The 16,823-nt window shown below is 31.4% G+C and carries 18 protein-coding genes; 10 read left to right on the top strand and 8 right to left on the bottom strand.

Going from position 1 to position 16,823, the window contains the following annotated elements; translation table 11 throughout:
* Nucleotides 1–31 precede the first annotated feature (31 nt).
* The 4 genes from ACTTBO_RS04280 to ACTTBO_RS04265 are packed head-to-tail and all read left to right on the top strand — an operon-like array spanning nucleotide 32 to nucleotide 3,766.
* Nucleotides 32–1,627 (top strand): GMC family oxidoreductase, encoded by a 1,596-nt coding sequence (locus ACTTBO_RS04280; protein ID WP_440656557.1) that lies wholly within the window; start codon nucleotides 32–34, stop codon nucleotides 1,625–1,627.
* On the top strand, nucleotides 1,627–2,220 hold the full coding sequence (locus ACTTBO_RS04275) for a TerC family protein (protein WP_075506621.1): 594 nt from the start codon (nucleotides 1,627–1,629) through the stop codon (nucleotides 2,218–2,220). Before ACTTBO_RS04280 ends, ACTTBO_RS04275 begins: the two co-directional genes overlap by 1 nt.
* A complete protein-coding gene (locus tag ACTTBO_RS04270) occupies nucleotides 2,220–2,978 on the top strand; it encodes an SDR family NAD(P)-dependent oxidoreductase (protein WP_440656556.1) in 759 nt (252 codons plus the stop codon). The genes ACTTBO_RS04275 and ACTTBO_RS04270 overlap by 1 nt, the downstream gene beginning before the upstream one ends.
* Nucleotides 2,963–3,766, top strand: a complete 804-nt coding sequence (locus ACTTBO_RS04265; RefSeq protein WP_440656555.1) for a M23 family metallopeptidase — start codon at nucleotides 2,963–2,965, stop codon at nucleotides 3,764–3,766. The genes ACTTBO_RS04270 and ACTTBO_RS04265 overlap by 16 nt, the downstream gene beginning before the upstream one ends.
* On the opposite strand, the gene ACTTBO_RS04260 is transcribed toward ACTTBO_RS04265, so the two are convergent.
* Nucleotides 3,763–4,362: a LysE family translocator gene (locus ACTTBO_RS04260; RefSeq protein ID WP_440656554.1), complete on the bottom strand. Its 600-nt coding sequence runs from the start codon at nucleotides 4,360–4,362 to the stop codon at nucleotides 3,763–3,765. The two genes, ACTTBO_RS04265 and ACTTBO_RS04260, sit on opposite strands and share 4 nt — an antisense overlap.
* A 51-nt stretch (nucleotides 4,363–4,413) precedes the next feature.
* Between ACTTBO_RS04260 and ACTTBO_RS04255 the strand changes: the two genes are divergently transcribed.
* Genes ACTTBO_RS04255 through ACTTBO_RS04245 form a run of 3 tightly spaced genes read left to right on the top strand, consistent with a single transcriptional unit; the run spans nucleotide 4,414 to nucleotide 7,004 of the window.
* On the top strand, nucleotides 4,414–5,274 hold the full coding sequence (locus ACTTBO_RS04255) for a DMT family transporter (RefSeq protein ID WP_440656553.1): 861 nt from the start codon (nucleotides 4,414–4,416) through the stop codon (nucleotides 5,272–5,274).
* Nucleotides 5,275–5,287: 13 nt separating this feature from the next.
* Nucleotides 5,288–6,064: a fumarylacetoacetate hydrolase gene (locus ACTTBO_RS04250; RefSeq protein ID WP_440656552.1), complete on the top strand. Its 777-nt coding sequence runs from the start codon at nucleotides 5,288–5,290 to the stop codon at nucleotides 6,062–6,064.
* A gap of 58 nt (nucleotides 6,065–6,122) precedes the next feature.
* Nucleotides 6,123–7,004, top strand: a complete 882-nt coding sequence (locus ACTTBO_RS04245; protein ID WP_440656551.1) for a DMT family transporter — start codon at nucleotides 6,123–6,125, stop codon at nucleotides 7,002–7,004.
* Here the strand turns inward: ACTTBO_RS04245 and ACTTBO_RS04240 are convergent.
* Both ACTTBO_RS04240 and xsc read right to left on the bottom strand, forming a co-directional pair.
* Nucleotides 7,001–8,305: an NAD(P)/FAD-dependent oxidoreductase gene (locus tag ACTTBO_RS04240; RefSeq protein WP_440656550.1), complete on the bottom strand. Its 1,305-nt coding sequence runs from the start codon at nucleotides 8,303–8,305 to the stop codon at nucleotides 7,001–7,003. The genes ACTTBO_RS04245 and ACTTBO_RS04240 overlap by 4 nt on opposite strands.
* 39 nt (nucleotides 8,306–8,344) lie before the next feature.
* Entirely contained in the window at nucleotides 8,345–10,129 is a 1,785-nt protein-coding gene (gene xsc / locus ACTTBO_RS04235) for a sulfoacetaldehyde acetyltransferase (RefSeq protein ID WP_262589343.1), read from the bottom strand.
* Nucleotides 10,130–10,245: 116 nt separating this feature from the next.
* Here xsc and ACTTBO_RS04230 point away from each other — a divergent pair, with 116 nt between their 5' ends.
* Genes ACTTBO_RS04230 through ACTTBO_RS04220 form a run of 3 tightly spaced genes read left to right on the top strand, consistent with a single transcriptional unit; the run spans nucleotide 10,246 to nucleotide 12,799 of the window.
* Nucleotides 10,246–10,530 (top strand): UxaA family hydrolase, encoded by a 285-nt coding sequence (locus ACTTBO_RS04230; protein ID WP_075506614.1) that lies wholly within the window; start codon nucleotides 10,246–10,248, stop codon nucleotides 10,528–10,530.
* 4 nt (nucleotides 10,531–10,534) lie between these two features.
* Entirely contained in the window at nucleotides 10,535–11,701 is a 1,167-nt protein-coding gene (locus ACTTBO_RS04225) for a UxaA family hydrolase (protein WP_440656549.1), read from the top strand.
* A gap of 24 nt (nucleotides 11,702–11,725) precedes the next feature.
* The gene (locus ACTTBO_RS04220) at nucleotides 11,726–12,799 is read left to right on the top strand and encodes a YeiH family protein (protein ID WP_440656548.1); all 1,074 of its coding nucleotides are present in this window, start codon (nucleotides 11,726–11,728) and stop codon (nucleotides 12,797–12,799) included.
* Here ACTTBO_RS04220 and ACTTBO_RS04215 read toward each other — a convergent pair.
* From ACTTBO_RS04215 to aprB, 5 genes are all read right to left on the bottom strand, one after another.
* Nucleotides 12,796–13,875 carry a sulfite exporter TauE/SafE family protein gene (locus tag ACTTBO_RS04215; protein ID WP_440656547.1) on the bottom strand — a complete coding sequence of 360 codons (1,080 nt, stop codon included), beginning with the start codon at nucleotides 13,873–13,875 and terminating at the stop codon, nucleotides 12,796–12,798. The genes ACTTBO_RS04220 and ACTTBO_RS04215 overlap by 4 nt on opposite strands.
* Before the next feature lie 30 nt (nucleotides 13,876–13,905).
* Nucleotides 13,906–14,040: a hypothetical protein gene (locus tag ACTTBO_RS04210; RefSeq protein ID WP_440656546.1), complete on the bottom strand. Its 135-nt coding sequence runs from the start codon at nucleotides 14,038–14,040 to the stop codon at nucleotides 13,906–13,908.
* Between the two features lie 65 nt (nucleotides 14,041–14,105).
* The gene (locus ACTTBO_RS04205) at nucleotides 14,106–14,456 is read right to left on the bottom strand and encodes a hypothetical protein (protein ID WP_440656545.1); all 351 of its coding nucleotides are present in this window, start codon (nucleotides 14,454–14,456) and stop codon (nucleotides 14,106–14,108) included.
* Nucleotides 14,457–14,483: 27 nt separating this feature from the next.
* Complete coding sequence (gene aprA / locus ACTTBO_RS04200; protein ID WP_440656544.1) at nucleotides 14,484–16,343, bottom strand: adenylyl-sulfate reductase subunit alpha; 1,860 nt, start codon at nucleotides 16,341–16,343, stop codon at nucleotides 14,484–14,486.
* Entirely contained in the window at nucleotides 16,343–16,813 is a 471-nt protein-coding gene (gene aprB, locus ACTTBO_RS04195; protein WP_075506608.1) for an adenylyl-sulfate reductase subunit beta, read from the bottom strand. Before aprB ends, aprA begins: the two co-directional genes overlap by 1 nt.
* Nucleotides 16,814–16,823: the final 10 nt, after the last annotated feature.

Below are 16,823 nucleotides of genomic sequence, written 5' to 3'. Positions count from 1 at the left end.
TAATTTTTTTACTTTATAAGAGTTCAGATTTATGAATAATTTTGATTTCATTATATTGGGAGCAGGATCTGCAGGCTGTGTTTTAGCAAATAGGTTATCAGAAAACCCTTTACATAAAGTTCTTTTGATCGAAGCTGGAGGTAGAGATAATTATCCATGGATCCATATTCCAGTTGGTTATTTTAAAACTATGCATAATCCTAAAACTGACTGGTGCTACAAGACAGAACCAGACGAAAGTATGAATAATATTTCAATACGTTATCCACGTGGAAAAACTTTAGGAGGAAGCTCTTCTATTAATGGACTTTTATATATACGAGGTCAACACAGAGATTATGATATTTGGAGACAACTTGGAAATACTGGCTGGGGTTGGGATGATGTTCTGCCCTATTTTATAAAAGCAGAGAATCAAGAAAGAGGCAAAAGTGAATATCATGGAGTTGGTGGACCTCTCTCTGTCTCGGATCAAAGAATACATCTTCCTCTTTTAGATGAGTTTCAAAACGCTGCTGAGGAATTTGGTGTACCAAAAACAAAAGATTTTAATACAGGAGACAATCATGGCTGTGGTTATTTTCAAGTAACAGAAAAAGATGGATTTAGATGCAGTACTGCTGTTGGTTATCTAAACCCTGTTAAGCATAGAAAAAATTTAACAATTTTTACTCACGCTCATGTTAAAAAAATTAACTTTGAAAATAAAAAGGCAAAATCAATTGAGTATTGGCAAGATAATGAATTGAAAACAGCTGAAGCAAACAGAGAAATTATAGTTTCCTCTGGTGCAATCGGTTCTCCTCAAATATTGCAAGTATCAGGAATTGGAAATCCAGAAAAACTAAAAAATTTAGGAATTGATATGGTTCATAATTTAAATGGTGTAGGTGAAAATCTACACGATCACTTAATGTTGAGACCTATTTATAAAATTAACGGTTTAAAATCTCTTAACAAAAAAATTAATAGCTTGTTTGGAAATTTGCTTATCGGATTAGAGTATGTTTTTAAAAGAAGTGGTCCAATGACTATGGGAGCAAGTCAACTTTGTATGTTTGCAAAAAGTGATCCTTCTTTAGAATTACCTGATTTACAATGGCACGTTCAACCAATGAGTATGGATACATTGGGAGCTACAAAAAATCATGATTTTCACGCGTTTACTCCAACTGTTTCAAATATAAGACCTACAAGTAGAGGTCACGTAAGTATTGTTGATAAAGACTCGCGTGTTTACGCAAAAATAAAACAAAACTACCTATCAACTGATCACGATAGAATGATTGCTGCTAAAGGATTAAAATTGACAAGAAAAATTATAATGGAGTCTGAAACTTTTAAGAAATATACACCTGAGGAATATAGACCTGGTATTCATATTGATGATGACGAGGAATTGGTGAAAGAAGCATCAAATTTTGCACAAACGATCTTTCATCCTGTTGGTACATGTAAGATGGGACAAGATGAGATGTCAGTAGTTGATGAAAAATTAAAAGTAAGAGGAATAGAAAATCTTAGAGTTATTGATGCATCAATAATGCCTAACATTACTTCAGGAAATACTAACGCACCTACGATTATGATTGCAGAAAAAGGTGCTGACATGATACTACAACAATAATGTTTGCAGAATTTTTTACTCCCGAACAAATTGCTATTTTAACACAAATTATTTTTATTGATTTAGTCTTAGCTGGTGACAATGCCATTATAATTGGAATGGTAGCCTCAAAATTTCCAGTCGAACAAAGGAAGAAAGTTATATTTTGGGGAATTGGTGGTGCAGTAATATTACGGATAATATTAACGTTACTAACAGCTTATTTGTTACAAATTACAGGACTAAGGCTTATTGGGGGAATTTTACTCCTTTATATTGTTTACAAACTTTATGTTGATGTAATCAAAGGCTCAGATTCAGAGGAAGATATAAAAGTAGACAACTCAAGTTTTTTAAAAGCAATTTGGACTGTTTTACTTGCTGATTTTACAATGAGTTTAGATAATGTTTTAGGTGTTGCTGGTGCTGCAGGTGATCATTATGGATTGCTTGTATTTGGATTGGTTCTATCGATTGTTTTAATGGCAACTGCTGCAACATTAATTTCTGGATGGATAAAAAAATACAAATGGATTGCATGGGTTGGGTTATTAGCAATATTAATAGTGGCTGTTGAGTTGATTTATACAGATATTAAAATAATATTCTTTTAATGTATCTTCAAAAAATTAATCTTAAAAATAAGTATGCACTAGTTACTGGTGCTGGAAAAGGACTGGGCAGAGCTTGTTCTATTGCACTTGCAGAAGCTGGAGCAACAGTGATAGCGTTAAGCAGAACTCCTTCTGATTTAAATAAATTAGAAAAAGATATTAAAAAAATTAAAGGTAAAATAATTAAAGTTCCTTGTGATGTAATGAATTATGAGGACCTAAAAGTAAAATTAGAAAAAATCAAAATTATTGATGTGTTAGTAAACAATGCTGGAACTAATATTCCTGAACCTTTTGAAAAAATCAAACAAAAAAGCATGAACTACTTAGTAGATTTAAATCTAAAAGCTGCATTTAATGTTGCACAGTTAGTAGTAAAAAAAATGCTTAAAAATAAAAAGAGACCTGGCTCTATTATTAATATGTCTTCACAATTAGGTCATGTCGGTATGGGTGGGAGAAATGTTTATAATATGACTAAATTTGGGATTGAAGGTTTGACAAAAGGTATGGGTGTAGAGTTAGCTAAAAGGAATATAAGAGTTAACACAGTAGCTCCTACGTTTGTTGAAACTCCAATGGTTAAAAATTTCTTTAAAAATAAAAAATTTAAAAAACTAGCACTAGGAAATATTCCAATGGGAAAAGCAGCAACTGAAAGTGATGTAGCAACAACAGTTTGTTTCTTAGCCTCACCTGCTTCCTCAATGATAACTGGAACATCAATTATAATAGATGGTGGATGGACAGCTCAGTAATAAATAGATTTTTTTTAATATTTTTCTTTTTTTTTTCAACTGCAAACGCAATAGAATTTCAAGGTAAATTCTTACAAGGCCATTTTATCTTAGGAAAAACAAATCCTGGTGCAAAGATAATTGTTGGAAAAAAAGAAGTAAGAGTATCAAAGGATGGTTTTTTCGTTTTTGGTATTGATAGAGATCAAAAATATGATCTTACTTTTACAAAAATCTTTGATGAAAAAAAATCTATAATAACTAAAAAAGTTTTAAAAAGAAAATACAACATTCAAAGAATAGATGGATTAGAAGAAAGCAAAGTAACCCCACCCGAGTCAGTCTATAAAAGAATTAAAAAAGAAAATAATGCAATTGGTGAAGCAAGAGCAATTAATTCTGAATTACAATTTTTTAAGCAAAAATTTATAATGCCTGTTGAAGGAATAATTAGTGGTGTTTATGGGAGTCAAAGAATTTTAAACGGTAAACCTAGATGGCCACATTACGGAATTGATATAGCTGCGAAACAAGGAACAATGATTAAATCATCAGGTTCAGGTAAAGTTACAATGGCTGAAGATGATTTATATTATACCGGTGGTACAGTCATTATGGATCACGGTCATGGTATATCAACCATATATTCACATTTAGAAAATGTTTTAGTTTCTGTTGGAGATTTAATTAATCAAGGAGATATTATTGGAACCGTCGGATCGACAGGTAGATCAACTGGACCTCATCTTGATTTTAGAATTAATTGGTTTCAAACTAGATTGGACCCAATGTCTGTTTTGGAAAATTAATAAAAAAACATCCAAATACCAACAAGAATTAATATAAATCCGCCAATTTTATTTAAAATTTTTAAATATTTTGATCCAATGAATTCTCTAAATTTGCCAAATACAAATGCATATGAGCTATCAAATATTGTAGCTACAATTATAAAGATAATTCCAAAATAAATTATCTGATAGCTAACAGGTTCATTTATATTAATAAATTGAGGAATAAATGCTCCAAGGAACAAGAATATTTTTGGATTAGTTAAAATTACTATTAATCCTTGGATAAAATATTTTTTTTCAAATTTAGTTACTTGAGTTTTGTTTAAATCAATATCTGATTTAATTGTAATTACTCCAAGTGAAATTAAATAAATTGAACCTAGAATTCTTACATAATTTATAATCGTTTCTAGAAAGGGAGAAACTATCTCAAATCCAAGTGCTAATAAAAATAACAAAATTAGAACGCCAATTTGGGTACCAAAAACATTTAATAATCCTGCTTTTACACCAGATCTTAAAGAATTAGCAATGATCAGACTAACAGTGGGGCCAGGCACTATCACTATTAAAAAACTTGCTATAACAAAATATAGTAATACAAAATCCATTACAGTCTGAATAAATCAATAACAACTTTAAATAAAATTAAAACAAATAAAATGAAATTTAAATCAAGAGAAACACTAGGAATTATTTTTGCAATAATTGCTTACTTTTCATTTTCAATCCTTGATGCAATTCAAAAAACTGCAGTTATTCATTACTCTATATTTCAATTATTATTTATCAAATATACTTTTGTGCTTTTGTTAGGCTTGATAGAAGCAAAAAGAGCTAACAATAATAATTTTTACAGATCAAATAATTTAAAACTTCAAATTATAAGAAGTCTACTATCTATTTTAGAATCTGGTTTTTTTGTTTTATCTTTTAAACACCTGTCTTTAGCGAACGCTCATAGCATAGGCGCATTAGCGCCTATAATTATAGTTGCCTTATCTGTATTTATTTTAAATGAGAGAGTATCAATCAAAACTTGGATAGCAATTTTTATAGGTTTTATTGGAGTTTTGATAATTATTAGACCTGCATCTGATGTATTTAGTGTAAATTCTTTTATTCCATTGCTAGCAGCTTTTTTTCTGGGTCTTTATCAAATCGCAACAAAAAAAATAACTGAATATGATGCTCCTGAAGTATCCTTGTTCTACTCTTCTTTAGTTGGGATTGTTATAACCTCAATAATGGCATTTAATTTTTGGCAACCTGTTAATTTTAATTCTTTATATTTCTTTGTGCCAATTGGTTTATTTTTTTCATTAGGTATATACTTCCAAATATTAGCACTTAAAAATGCAAGAGCTAGCATAATACAACCATTTCATTATACTTTAATTTTTTGGGCAATAATTTTTGGATTTTTCTTCTATGATGATGTTCCAGATTTATTTACTATTATAGGCGCAATAATAATTACAACTTCAGGAATATTTGTTATTAATCAAACATCAAAAAAATAAATTAAAAATTCTTATGACAAAAACACTTAAAGATAAAATTTCAGATAAATTAGTTAATGCTTTTCTTAATAATAAAATTATCTCTCCTATACCTAGTAGGTTTACAAAAAAACTTGCTGAGGCGGACAAATTTAGAAAATTATGTGAAAGCAAAATAAAAGATCCAACAATAGGTTTTAAAGCTGGTGGAACTGGCATTCCGTTAATGAAAAAATTCAAAGAAAAAGAACCTTTTATTGCATCTGTTTTCAAAAAAAACTTAATAAAAAGTGGAAAGAAAGTAAAAATAAATAAATTTGCTTTAGGGATTGAACTTGAAGTTTGTTATTTAATCAAAAAAACTTTTTTCACTTCAAAAGGTAAGATAACAAATAGTAACGTAACTAAATATATTTCACACATGGCACCTTGTATCGAAGTAGTTGGATATAGGCAAAAAAGAAAAGGTATTACTTCGTTTGGAGATTTAAGTAGTGACTTTGGAGGTAATATTAAATTTTTAATTGGTCAAAAGAAAAAATTTAAAAAAATTAACATAGGTAATTTAAAAACAAATATTTCAAATAAAAAAGCTAAGCAAAGTGTAGATGGAAACACAAATGCTGTTTATTTAAATCCAATAAATTCATTAAGATTTGTTTTAAATAAAGTTAAAAAAGATAAAATTAATTTAGACAAAGATTTTTATGTTTTTACAGGATCCACAGTTGGGGTTGTGCCTATTATAAAAAAAGGAATATATACAGCAAAAATTGATAAACTTGGATCTGTAAGAGCAGTTATTTCATAATATTGAAATCATAAGGATAATTTTATTCATAGAATACGTGTGTAAAAATTAGCTAATCATGAATAATATTATTCTTTTTATAATCACTCTTTTTTGTTGGTCACCCACCTGGTATCTAATTAAATTTCAATTAGGCTATGTTGATCCGCTGGTATCTGTATTTTATAGATTTTTAATAGCTTCATTTATAATTTTTATTTTTTTAATAATTAAAAAAGAAAAATTACAATTTTCAATTAATCAGCATTTTTGGTTTTTGTTTTTTGGAATTTGTTTGTATTCGGTAAATTATGTTTTTTTCTATTTGTCTAACACTTATTTGATTAGTGCTTTACCAGCAATTGTATTTTCAACTGTAGTAATAATGAATATAGTTGGAGAAACCTTCTATTTTAAAAAGAAACATTCTTTAAAAACTTTAATCGGAGCTTCAATTGGTATGGTAGGTATTTTAATAATTTTTAATGATGAAATTTTCAATTTTAGTTTTAGCGAAGGAACCCATATAGGATTGTTTCTAGCTTTGATTGGAACATTTAGTGCATCAACAGGTAATATGGTTCACCAAAGAAACTTGAATAATAATTTTCCTCCAATACAAACAATAGCATATGCTATGTTTTATGGTTCAATTGTTACACTGATAATTACAAAATTTAGAGGAGCTGAATTATTATTTGAAACTAGTTTTAGCTACATTTCTTCACTGTTGTATCTTTCAATTTTTGGTTCAATATTTGCTTTTGTATATTATTTAAAGTTACTTGAAAAAGTTGGACCTGGAAGAGCTGGTTATGTTGGTGTTGTAATGCCCGTTTTAGCATTAATTATTTCAACAATATTTGAAAATTTAGAATGGCAATATGATCTAATAATGGGTCTTCCAATTTTAATCATTGGTGCTGTTCTTGTGATAAATCAAAAAATTAGAACCAATTAGATTTCTGATTTAGCTCTCAAACGTTCATAAACTAATCTAGTTTTTATTCCTAAATTTAAAAATGGTTGCGGTGGTAACCAAGTAGGTTTATTCCTCGCTTCTATTGCTTTTATTTCACTAGTACTTTCATTAATCGCTTTAAGAGCAATTTGTTCACCAAATAAAGTTCCCACACCAATACCTGAACCGTTGTAACAACCTGCAGCAAAAATATTACTATCAATTTTTTCAAATATTTGAGAACTATTCCTTGTTCTTGACACAATGCCAGACCAAGATGATTTAATTATATCATTGGGTAATTGTGGAAATCTTTTTTGTATTCCAATTTTCTGATTTAAAGATCTTTTTTTAAGAGTGGAATTTGACATAACAAATGGATTGTGTACTTCAGCTGTATTTCTAATCAAAATTCGTCTGTCTTTTGTCATTCTAATTGTTGCACCCATTGGTCTTACTGGTAATACACCCCATTCTTTTGGTTCACCAATAGATTTAAATTCTTTATCAGACAATCTTCTTGTCATGCTCGCAGTTAAAGTAATGGGAAAGTTATAATTTGATTTTATTCCTAATGATTTTAAAAAACCATTCGTAGCAAAAATAATATTTTTTGTTTTAATTTTTCCATTTTTGAAATTACAAAAAATGAAATCTTTATTTTTAGACCAATTTAACAAACAAGAATTTTCATACAAAATGACATTGGTAGGAAGAGCATCAACCATTGCTCTAACTAATTTTCCTGGATGTAGTAGAATACCACCCTTTGTGTAAAGTCCGATATTATAAAAACTAGTACCTAATTTTTCAGACAATTCTTTGTTTCCTAATAAACTGTGTTCAAAGCCTAACTTAGATAATGTATTTGAAAAATTTTCTAAAATTTTTTTATCTTCAATTTTTGATGAAGCAAAATATTTACCACATTCATTCCAATCACAATCCACTTGATGTTCTTTAATAAATTTTTTTACTACATCTATTCCTAATGAATAAATATCAGCTTTCTTTTTGTAATTTTGCAGTTCTTTATTTGATGTAAAACCATCGTTCAAAGTTGTATCAACCAAATAACCTGAATTTCTTCCACTAGCACCCTCACCTGCTAGTTGGGCATCTGCTAGTATAATTTTTAAATTTGAATTTATTTGAGCTAATTTTCTTGCAGCAGACAGACCTGTGTAACCAGCACCTATTATTAACCAATCACACTCATCGTTTGATAGAAGAGACTTGATGTTTGTTCTTGGATTAAGGTCATTAATCCAGCTACAGCTATTATCGTTAGTCACTTCCATGAAGTGACTTTACGATAATTGATAAATTTTTAAAAGATTTTAAGAGTTTAATGAAGGTTGTTTCTTCATATCTGCTTTGTTGATACCAGCAACTCTTACCGGTTTCTTCATCGCATCTCTTCTAAATGGTTCTCCAAGTTCTTGGTTTAGAATTACTTCTATAAATGTTGTAATTCCTTTCTTTTGATCTTCGCAAGATTGCTTGATTGCATTTGTTGTTTCTTCCATAGTTCTAACGGTTACACCTTTTAAACCACATGCATCAGCAACTTTAGCGTAACTTAATTCAGGGTCTAACTCAGTTCCAACAAAATTATTATCAAACCAAAGAGTAGTATTTCTTTTTTCTGCACCCCATTGATAATTTCTAAAAATTACCATTGTAATTGCAGGCCATTCTTCTCTTGCACATGAGCTCATTTCGTTCATGCTAATTCCAAAAGCGCCATCTCCCGCAAAACCAATTACTGGAGTATCAGGGCAACCAATTTTTGCACCTAGTATAGATGGAAATCCATAACCACAAGGTCCGAATAAACCTGGGGCTAAATATTTTCTTGGTTTTTCAAAAGTTGGGTAAGCATTACCAATGGCGCAGTTATTACCAATATCACTTGAAATAATTACATCATCAGGCATACCAGATTGAATTGCTCTCCAAGCTTGTCTTGGTGACATTCTGTCTGCATCTCTTTCTCTAGCCTCTTTATTCCAAACTGTTCCCTCATCATCATCTTCATGATCTAAACTTGAAAGTTTTTGCAACCATGCAGATTTTGTTTGGTGAATTAAATCTTTTCTAGCTTGTCTATCAGTATCTCCAGCGTTTGAAGATAGTTTTGCTAAAATTTGCTCCGCAACTAATTTTGCATCACCACTAATTCCAACTGTTACTTTTTTAGTTAAACCAATTCTATCAGGATTAATATCTACCTGAATGATGTTTGCATTTTTTGGCCAATAATCAATTCCATATCCTGGTAAAGTTGAAAATGGATTTAATCTTGTACCTAGTGCTAAAACAACATCAGCTTTTGAAATTAATTCCATTGCAGCTTTAGAACCATTATAACCTAAAGGTCCTACTGCTAGTGGGTGACTTCCTGGAAAACTATCGTTGTGTTGATAACCAGAACATACTGGTGCATCTAATTTTTCAGCAAGATTTTTAGTAGCATCAATTGCTCCACCAATAACAACACCAGCACCTGAAAGTATTACTGGAAATTTTGCATTAGATAATAAATCAGCAGCTTTAGAAACAGCGTCGTTACCTCCACCTTGTCTTTCTAATCTTACAATTGGTGGTAAATCAATATCAATAACCTGGCACCAATAATCTCTTGGAACGTTTATTTGTGCTGGAGCTGAACCTCTTATAGCTTTTTCAATTACTCTATTAAGAACTTCTGCCATTCTTGATGGATCTCTAACTTCTTCTTGATAACAAACCATATCTTTAAAAAGGTTCATTTGTTCTACTTCTTGAAATCCACCTTGGCCCATAGTTTTGTTTGCAGCTTGTGGTGTTACCAACAATAGAGGTGTGTGATTCCAATATGCTGTTTTAATTGGAGTTACTAGTCCTGTTATTCCTGGTCCATTTTGTGCAATGACCATAGACATTTTACCTGTAGCTCTTGTATAACCATCAGCAATTAAACCACCATTTGTTTCATGGGCTACATCCCAAAAAGTAATTCCTGCATCAGGAAAAATATCTGATATTGGCATGAAAGCAGAACCGATAATCCCAAAAGCGTGTTCAATGCCGTGCATTTGTAAAACTTTTACAAAAGCTTCTTCTGTTGTCATTTTTGTCATAAGACTAAAACCCCTCTAAAGTATAATTATTAAGAATTTATAAAATTCGTTTGTCAATTTTCGCGATTAATATATAAGATTTTCTAAATTTCAAACAAACAATTCGACACAACATTATGGCTACAGATATCATTATACACGACGAAAAAGACAACGTAGGAGTAGTTGTTATTGAAAAAATCACTCCAAAACAGGACTGCTCTTGCTGGATTATGGAAAATGACAAGACAGTTAACATTCAATCTGAAGATGAAATCCCTCTAGGACACAAAATTGCTATGAGTGATTTAAATGAAGGTGACACTATTATTAAATATGGACATGATATTGGTAAAGTAGTCAAATCAATCAAAAAAGGTGAACACGTACATGTTCACAACGTTAAAACAAAGAAGTGGTAGTAATATGGAAATCCCAAAAAGTTTTTTAGGTTATAAAAGAGAAAATGGTAGAGCTGGAACAAGAAATCATGTAATCATTTTGCCCGTTGATGATATATCAAATGCTTGTGCAGAAGCTGTCGCAAACAATATTAAAGGCACAATTGCGTTACCTCACTCGTATGGAAGATTACAGTTTGGTGCTGATTTAGAGTTACATTTTAGAACAATGATAGGTACAGCAAAAAACCCAAATGTTGCTGCTGCTATAATTATTGGTATTGAGCCTAAATGGACTAAAAGAATTGTTGATGAAGTAGCAAAAACTGGAAAACCTGTTGAAGGTTTTAGCATTGAGGGTGCTGGTGACATTGAAACAATCATGAAGGCTTCAAAAAAAGCTCAAGAATTTTCAATGTGGGCTTCTGAAAAACAAAGAGAGGAATGTCCAATAAGTGATCTTTGGATTTCTGTAAAATGTGGAGAGTCTGATACTACTTCAGGTCTTGCATCTAATCCAACAGTTGGAAATTTAATGGACAAATTAGAGCCATTAGGAGTTCATTTGTGTTTTGGTGAAACATCAGAACTTACAGGTGCTGAAACTGTTTGTGAAAAAAGAGGTAAAACTCCAGAAGCACAAGAGAAGTTTAAAAAAACTTGGAATGAATACAACGATTTCATTTTAAAAGAAGCAACAGATGATTTATCAGAAAGTCAACCTACTGCAGGAAATATTGCTGGAGGACTGACTACAATTGAAGAAAAAGCATTTGGTAATTTCCAAAAAATAGGATCAAGACAATTTGTAGATGTTTTAACACCTGCTGAAGAACCACAAAAAGGTCCAGGATTATATTTTATGGATACATCATCAGCTGCAGCTGAATGTGTAACATTGCAAGCTGCAGGTGGTTTTAATATTCACTTATTCCCAACTGGACAAGGAAATATTATAGGAAACCCAATTGAACCAGTTGTAAAATTAACAGCTAACCCACTAACAGCAGTAAGCATGAAAGAGCATATTGACTGTGATGTTTCTAAGATCCTTTCTAGAGAAATGAATTTGGATCAAGCTGGTGATGAATTAATTAAAACAACTATTAGAACAGCTAATGGAAGGTTAACTTGTGCTGAAGCTTTAGGTCATAGAGAATTTGTAATGACTAAGCTTTACAGAAGTGCTTAATTAAATAATTAAAAATCCTAGTTTATGGCTAAAAATAAGTACCTGGTAATTTTACCTGGTATTATTCTTGCGTTTGTTCTTTACACGCTATCGCAAGGTTTTAATAATATTATAGGCACAGAGTTACTAGGATATGAAAAAAGTCCTATATCCACTGCAATGATAGCAATCCTTTTAGGAATGTTCTTTGGAAATGTTTTTAAAATAAGAGAAAGTTTCATAAGAGGTTTGGATTTTACTCAAAAAAATATTTTAAAACTTGGAATAATTTGCCTAGGTATTCAATTAAAACCTTTTGAGTTCCTAGAATTTGGAGCAATTGCTATTCCTTTAATAGTAATTTGCATCGTTAGTGTATTGGTAGTCATTAAACTTTTGATCAACAAATTAAAAATTCCTAGAAACATGGCTTATTTAATTTCTATCGGAAGTACGGTATGTGGAACAACAGCCATCATGGCAACTGCTCCTGTTATTGGTGCCAAAAAAAATGAGATATCCTATGCAATTGCGAACATAACTTTGTTTGGAATTCTCTCAATGTTGATCTATCCATACTTTGCAAATTTTTATTTTAATGGGGAACCACTTCTAATCGGTTTGTTTTTAGGAACTTCTATACATGAAACAGCGCAAGTAGCAGCTGCTGGATTGATCTATGATCAGCAGTTCAATAGTCCAGAGACTTTAAATGTAGCAACAGTTACTAAACTAATCAGAAATACTTTTTTGATTATTATGATACCCTTGTTTGCGTATCTTTATAACAGAGGCCAATCTAAAGAAAAAAAATACTCAATAATTAATATTTTTCCCTATTTTGTACTTGGATTTGTTTCAATGATTATTGTTCGAAATGTTGGTGATCAAATTTTTATTACAAACAATATTGAAATTTGGCTTACCACTGTAGATAGTATTAAATCTTTATCAAAAATATTCCTAACAATGGCAATGGCGGCAATTGGTATGTCTACAAATCTTAGAGATATAAAAAATATGGGTTATAAGCCATTTGTAGTTGGATTTGTTGGTATGGCTACAGTTGGAATAGTTTGTTTAGGAACTATTGAAATATATCTTTATTTATTTAATTAAGATTTAGCTTTAGCTTGTTTTCTAAGATTTGAAAAAAATCTTCTAATAAATGCAGCACTTACACCAAGAAAAACTGCAAATAAAATTGAAAATAAACCATAAAAAAATGGCATCTCATTAGAAAAATCTAAAATAAATTTTGAGAAGAAGTTTAACTCAGCATTAACCACAGATACAATTTCATCAGAAGAATGATCTGCGAAAAATGAGTCATAAGCAATTGCAATACCTACAGCTAAAATCAAAATAGCCATTAATGCTCTTAAACCAGAGCTATCAATTTTTTCTCCCAGTTTTTGTCCAACTTGAACTCCTATTATTGATCCTACAACAAGCATAAATACTAATAGCAAATCTATTGAACCATAATTAAATGAATGTAAAAAAGTAACAATCACACTTACAAAAATTGTAACAAAAAGCGAAGTTCCTGGTACAAGTTTTGTTGGCATTTTAATAATATAAATCATAGCAGGCACTAGAATAAATGCTCCACCAATACCCATAATTGCAGCAATAAATCCAACAAAAAACCCAATTATTATTGGAGTGAAAATACTTTCATATAATTTAGATTTTGGAAAACGCATCCTAAATGGGAGACCATGTATCCAATAATGAACATGTAATTTTTTTTTAACTAAAACATTTCTCTTGGCTTTATCTATTTCACCAAGACTTTCGACCAACATCAAAGAACCAATGATTGCTAGTATATACATGTAAGCAAGTGAAATCACTGTATCAATCTTACCAATTCCTTTAAAATAAGAAAAAGTATAAATTCCTATTGATGTTCCAATAGCTCCACCGATAACTATCATCAAACCCATTTTATAATCTAAGGTATTTTTCAAATAATGTGTTGTTGAACCCGATACAGAAGTTGCCAAAATATTATTGGCTTCGTTTGCAACAGCATAGGCAGGAGGTATTCCTAAAAAAATTAAAAAAGGTGTCATTAAAAATCCACCTCCAACTCCGAAGAGACCAGACAGAACACCAACAATTGCACTTAATAAAAGTATCTCAATTGGATTAACAAATACTTGAGCTATTGGTAAAAAAACATCCATGTTAAATTTAAGAGTTGTTAATTAAACAACTTAATTAAAAGTGATAAAAGTTCCAACTAAAATCACTCCCCAGTAAGCTGCTAGGCTTACAAAAATTCCTACTTTAACAAAAGAAGCTTTAAGATTTGAGAATTTATTAAAAATTTTTATATTTGAAATTTGCATTTGAGCCGTCAATACACCCGGAAAACTATTTGTCAAATAATAATTTAAATTATTAAATAAAATTTTTAATAGATCGTAGCACCAAAAACTTTAACCATTTCGTCTTCCACACCTAAAACTAATCGGCCCAAAAATTCTCCTGGTAACTCCTTGTTTGTCTGTTTAATTAGAACAGTTACATGATCTCCTCTTCTAAGACATCCAAATGGCTCGAAGGTTTCATTTAAATTAGTAATTAGCTTGTTATTTGCCCATTGCTTTCCAAGCTCAACTTCATTTGCTCCAAAAAGCATTTGAGTAGAAAAATCCCTCGTAAATCCACCATAATCTTTAAGGTTAGATGATTTTACTAGGTTGAACCAAATAGGTTTGGCCAATTCATATATTTCATCATCTTTTTTTGATAAAATATCCATAACTTATCTAATTCTAATTAAAGTATCTTAAGAAGCTTTTTTCTTCTCGTTCTCATCCACTATGTGGTAGACAGGAACCTTCTCCATACTAAATTTACCAGTTTTTGGATCTCTTCTAGAAACTGTCAGACAATGCCAATTATCATCATCAAGTTTCATATGGTCTCCTCTATAATAGTATCCTGGCCATCTAGTTTCTTCTCTAAATAAAGTATGTTCAGTTACGCATTGAGAAGTTAAAGCTCTATGTTTCAATTCCCAAGCTCTCATCAATTGGTGATAATCCTCAGCACCAACATGCTCAAGATCTTCTTGAAGCCATTCAAGCAATTCAAGTCCTCTTTTCAACATATTGCCATTTGTCATATAATTAGATGTAATTCCACCAACATATTCATCCATAATCTTCTGTAGTCTTTGTAGACCTTGGATTGGTGATATATAGCTAGGAGAAACAGTTCCACCAGTGATTTCGTTTTGTGCAACAGTGAAATTTTCAAGTGGTTTGTAGACCATAGTTTTGAAATCCTCACATTGTTTGTCTGAAACCTTAACTCCTTCAGCTTTTTTATCTTCGATATACTTAACAGCAGCTTTAGCAGCTAATCGACCTTCTGTGAAAGATCCAGATGAAAACTTATGAGCACTTCCACCCACAGTGTCGCCAGCGCCAAATAATCCGTCAATTGTAAGCATTCTATTATATCCCCAGAAGTATTCTGGTGGAGATAAATCTTCAGGACCGCTTACCCAAGCTCCAGAACAAGTAGCGTGTGAACCCATCACATAAGGTTCTGAAGTTGTTAATTCAGGATTAGTATATTTAGGGTCAATATTTTGAGACGCCCATACTACAGCTTGACCAACAGTCATTCCTAAGAAGTTCTCCCAACCAACAGTTTCTAAATGTGGATCTTGGAAAGCTTCAGTTGTAACCATATGAATTGGTCCACCACCAGCAGCAACTTCTTGAATGAAAGCATGATTTCTTAAACAAGTAGGTGTTGGGTGATGATCAATATATTCGCCAACTAACTCTTTAGTTTGATCATACCATTTCTTCTCATAATTTTCCCCATTAGCATTCTGAGTATATGTTTTTAAGTGTAAGAAATAAGCTCCAACAGGCCCATAACCATCTTTAAATCTACATAACACAATTCTATTTTCCATTTGTGTCATTTTAGCTCCAGCAGCAATAGGAAGTGCATATGCTGAACCGTTACTCCAAGGAGCATACCAAGTTCTACCCATTCCTTCTCCAACTGCTCTTGGTTTGAAGATATGAGAAGCACCACCAGCTGCAACTATTACAGCTTTTGCTCTAAAAACATGAAAATCACCTGTTCTCATGTTAAAGCCAACAGCTCCACCAATTCTATTATCTTGAGACTCATCCATAAGTAAATGAGTGATCATTATTCTATTATAAATTTTGTCAGCAGATTTTTTTGCTGCCTCAGCAACAATAGGTTTGTAACTTTCACCATGGATCATGATCTGCCATTTACCTTCTCTTAAATATCTTCCAGTTTGTTCATTTTTCATCATTGGAAGACCCCATTCATCAAACATGTGAACAGTAGAGTCTACGTGTCTAGCCATGTCGTAACCTAAATCTTCTCTAACCATTCCCATTAAGTCATTTCTTGCATATCTAACATGGTCTTCAGGTTGATTTTCTCCCCATTGCATTCCCATGTAACAATTGATTGCATAAAGACCTTGAGCAACAGCTCCACTTCTGTCTATGTTTGCTTTTTCTACACAAACAATTTTCATATCTCTTCCCCAGTGTCTAGCTTCGAACGTAGCACCTGTTCCAGCCATACCACCACCAACAACTAATATATCGCAATCCTCGTAATGTGTTTTATGTCTAGCCATTAGTAGTAAACTCCTTTTTTAAATGACTCTTTTGGAACTGATGGTAATTCACCATCAATATTTAAACCTTCTGGCTCAGTATAAAGTCTTTGTGAATTAATCTCACCTTGGTTTGGTTTGTCACCTTCAGCAAGTTTTGGAATAAATTTACCCCAAGGCTTTGTAGTAATTGGAGAAACAAAGTTTTTCTCTGTTCCATTTCTAAATTTGATCTTCCATGAGATTGTTCCTTTTTCTTCTTCTCTTCTAACTCTAACGCTATGACCCATAGGAGCAAAATCAGCATAACCTCTTACGTCAATTGCATGATTTGGACATGCTTTTACACATGAATAACATTCCCAACAAAAGTTAGGTTCAATATTTTTTGCACGTCTGATATTTTCATCTATGTGCATAATATCTGATGGACAAATATCCACACAGTGACCACAGCCATCACATCTTGTCATGTATACGAAAGTTGACATAATTATTTAT

The sequence above is a fragment of the Candidatus Pelagibacter sp. HIMB1509 genome (genome assembly GCF_052047855.1).
Classification (GTDB): Bacteria; Pseudomonadota; Alphaproteobacteria; order Pelagibacterales; family Pelagibacteraceae; genus Pelagibacter.
Note: the sequence above shows the minus strand (reverse complement) of the source record. Positions and strands in the feature narration are given on the sequence as shown.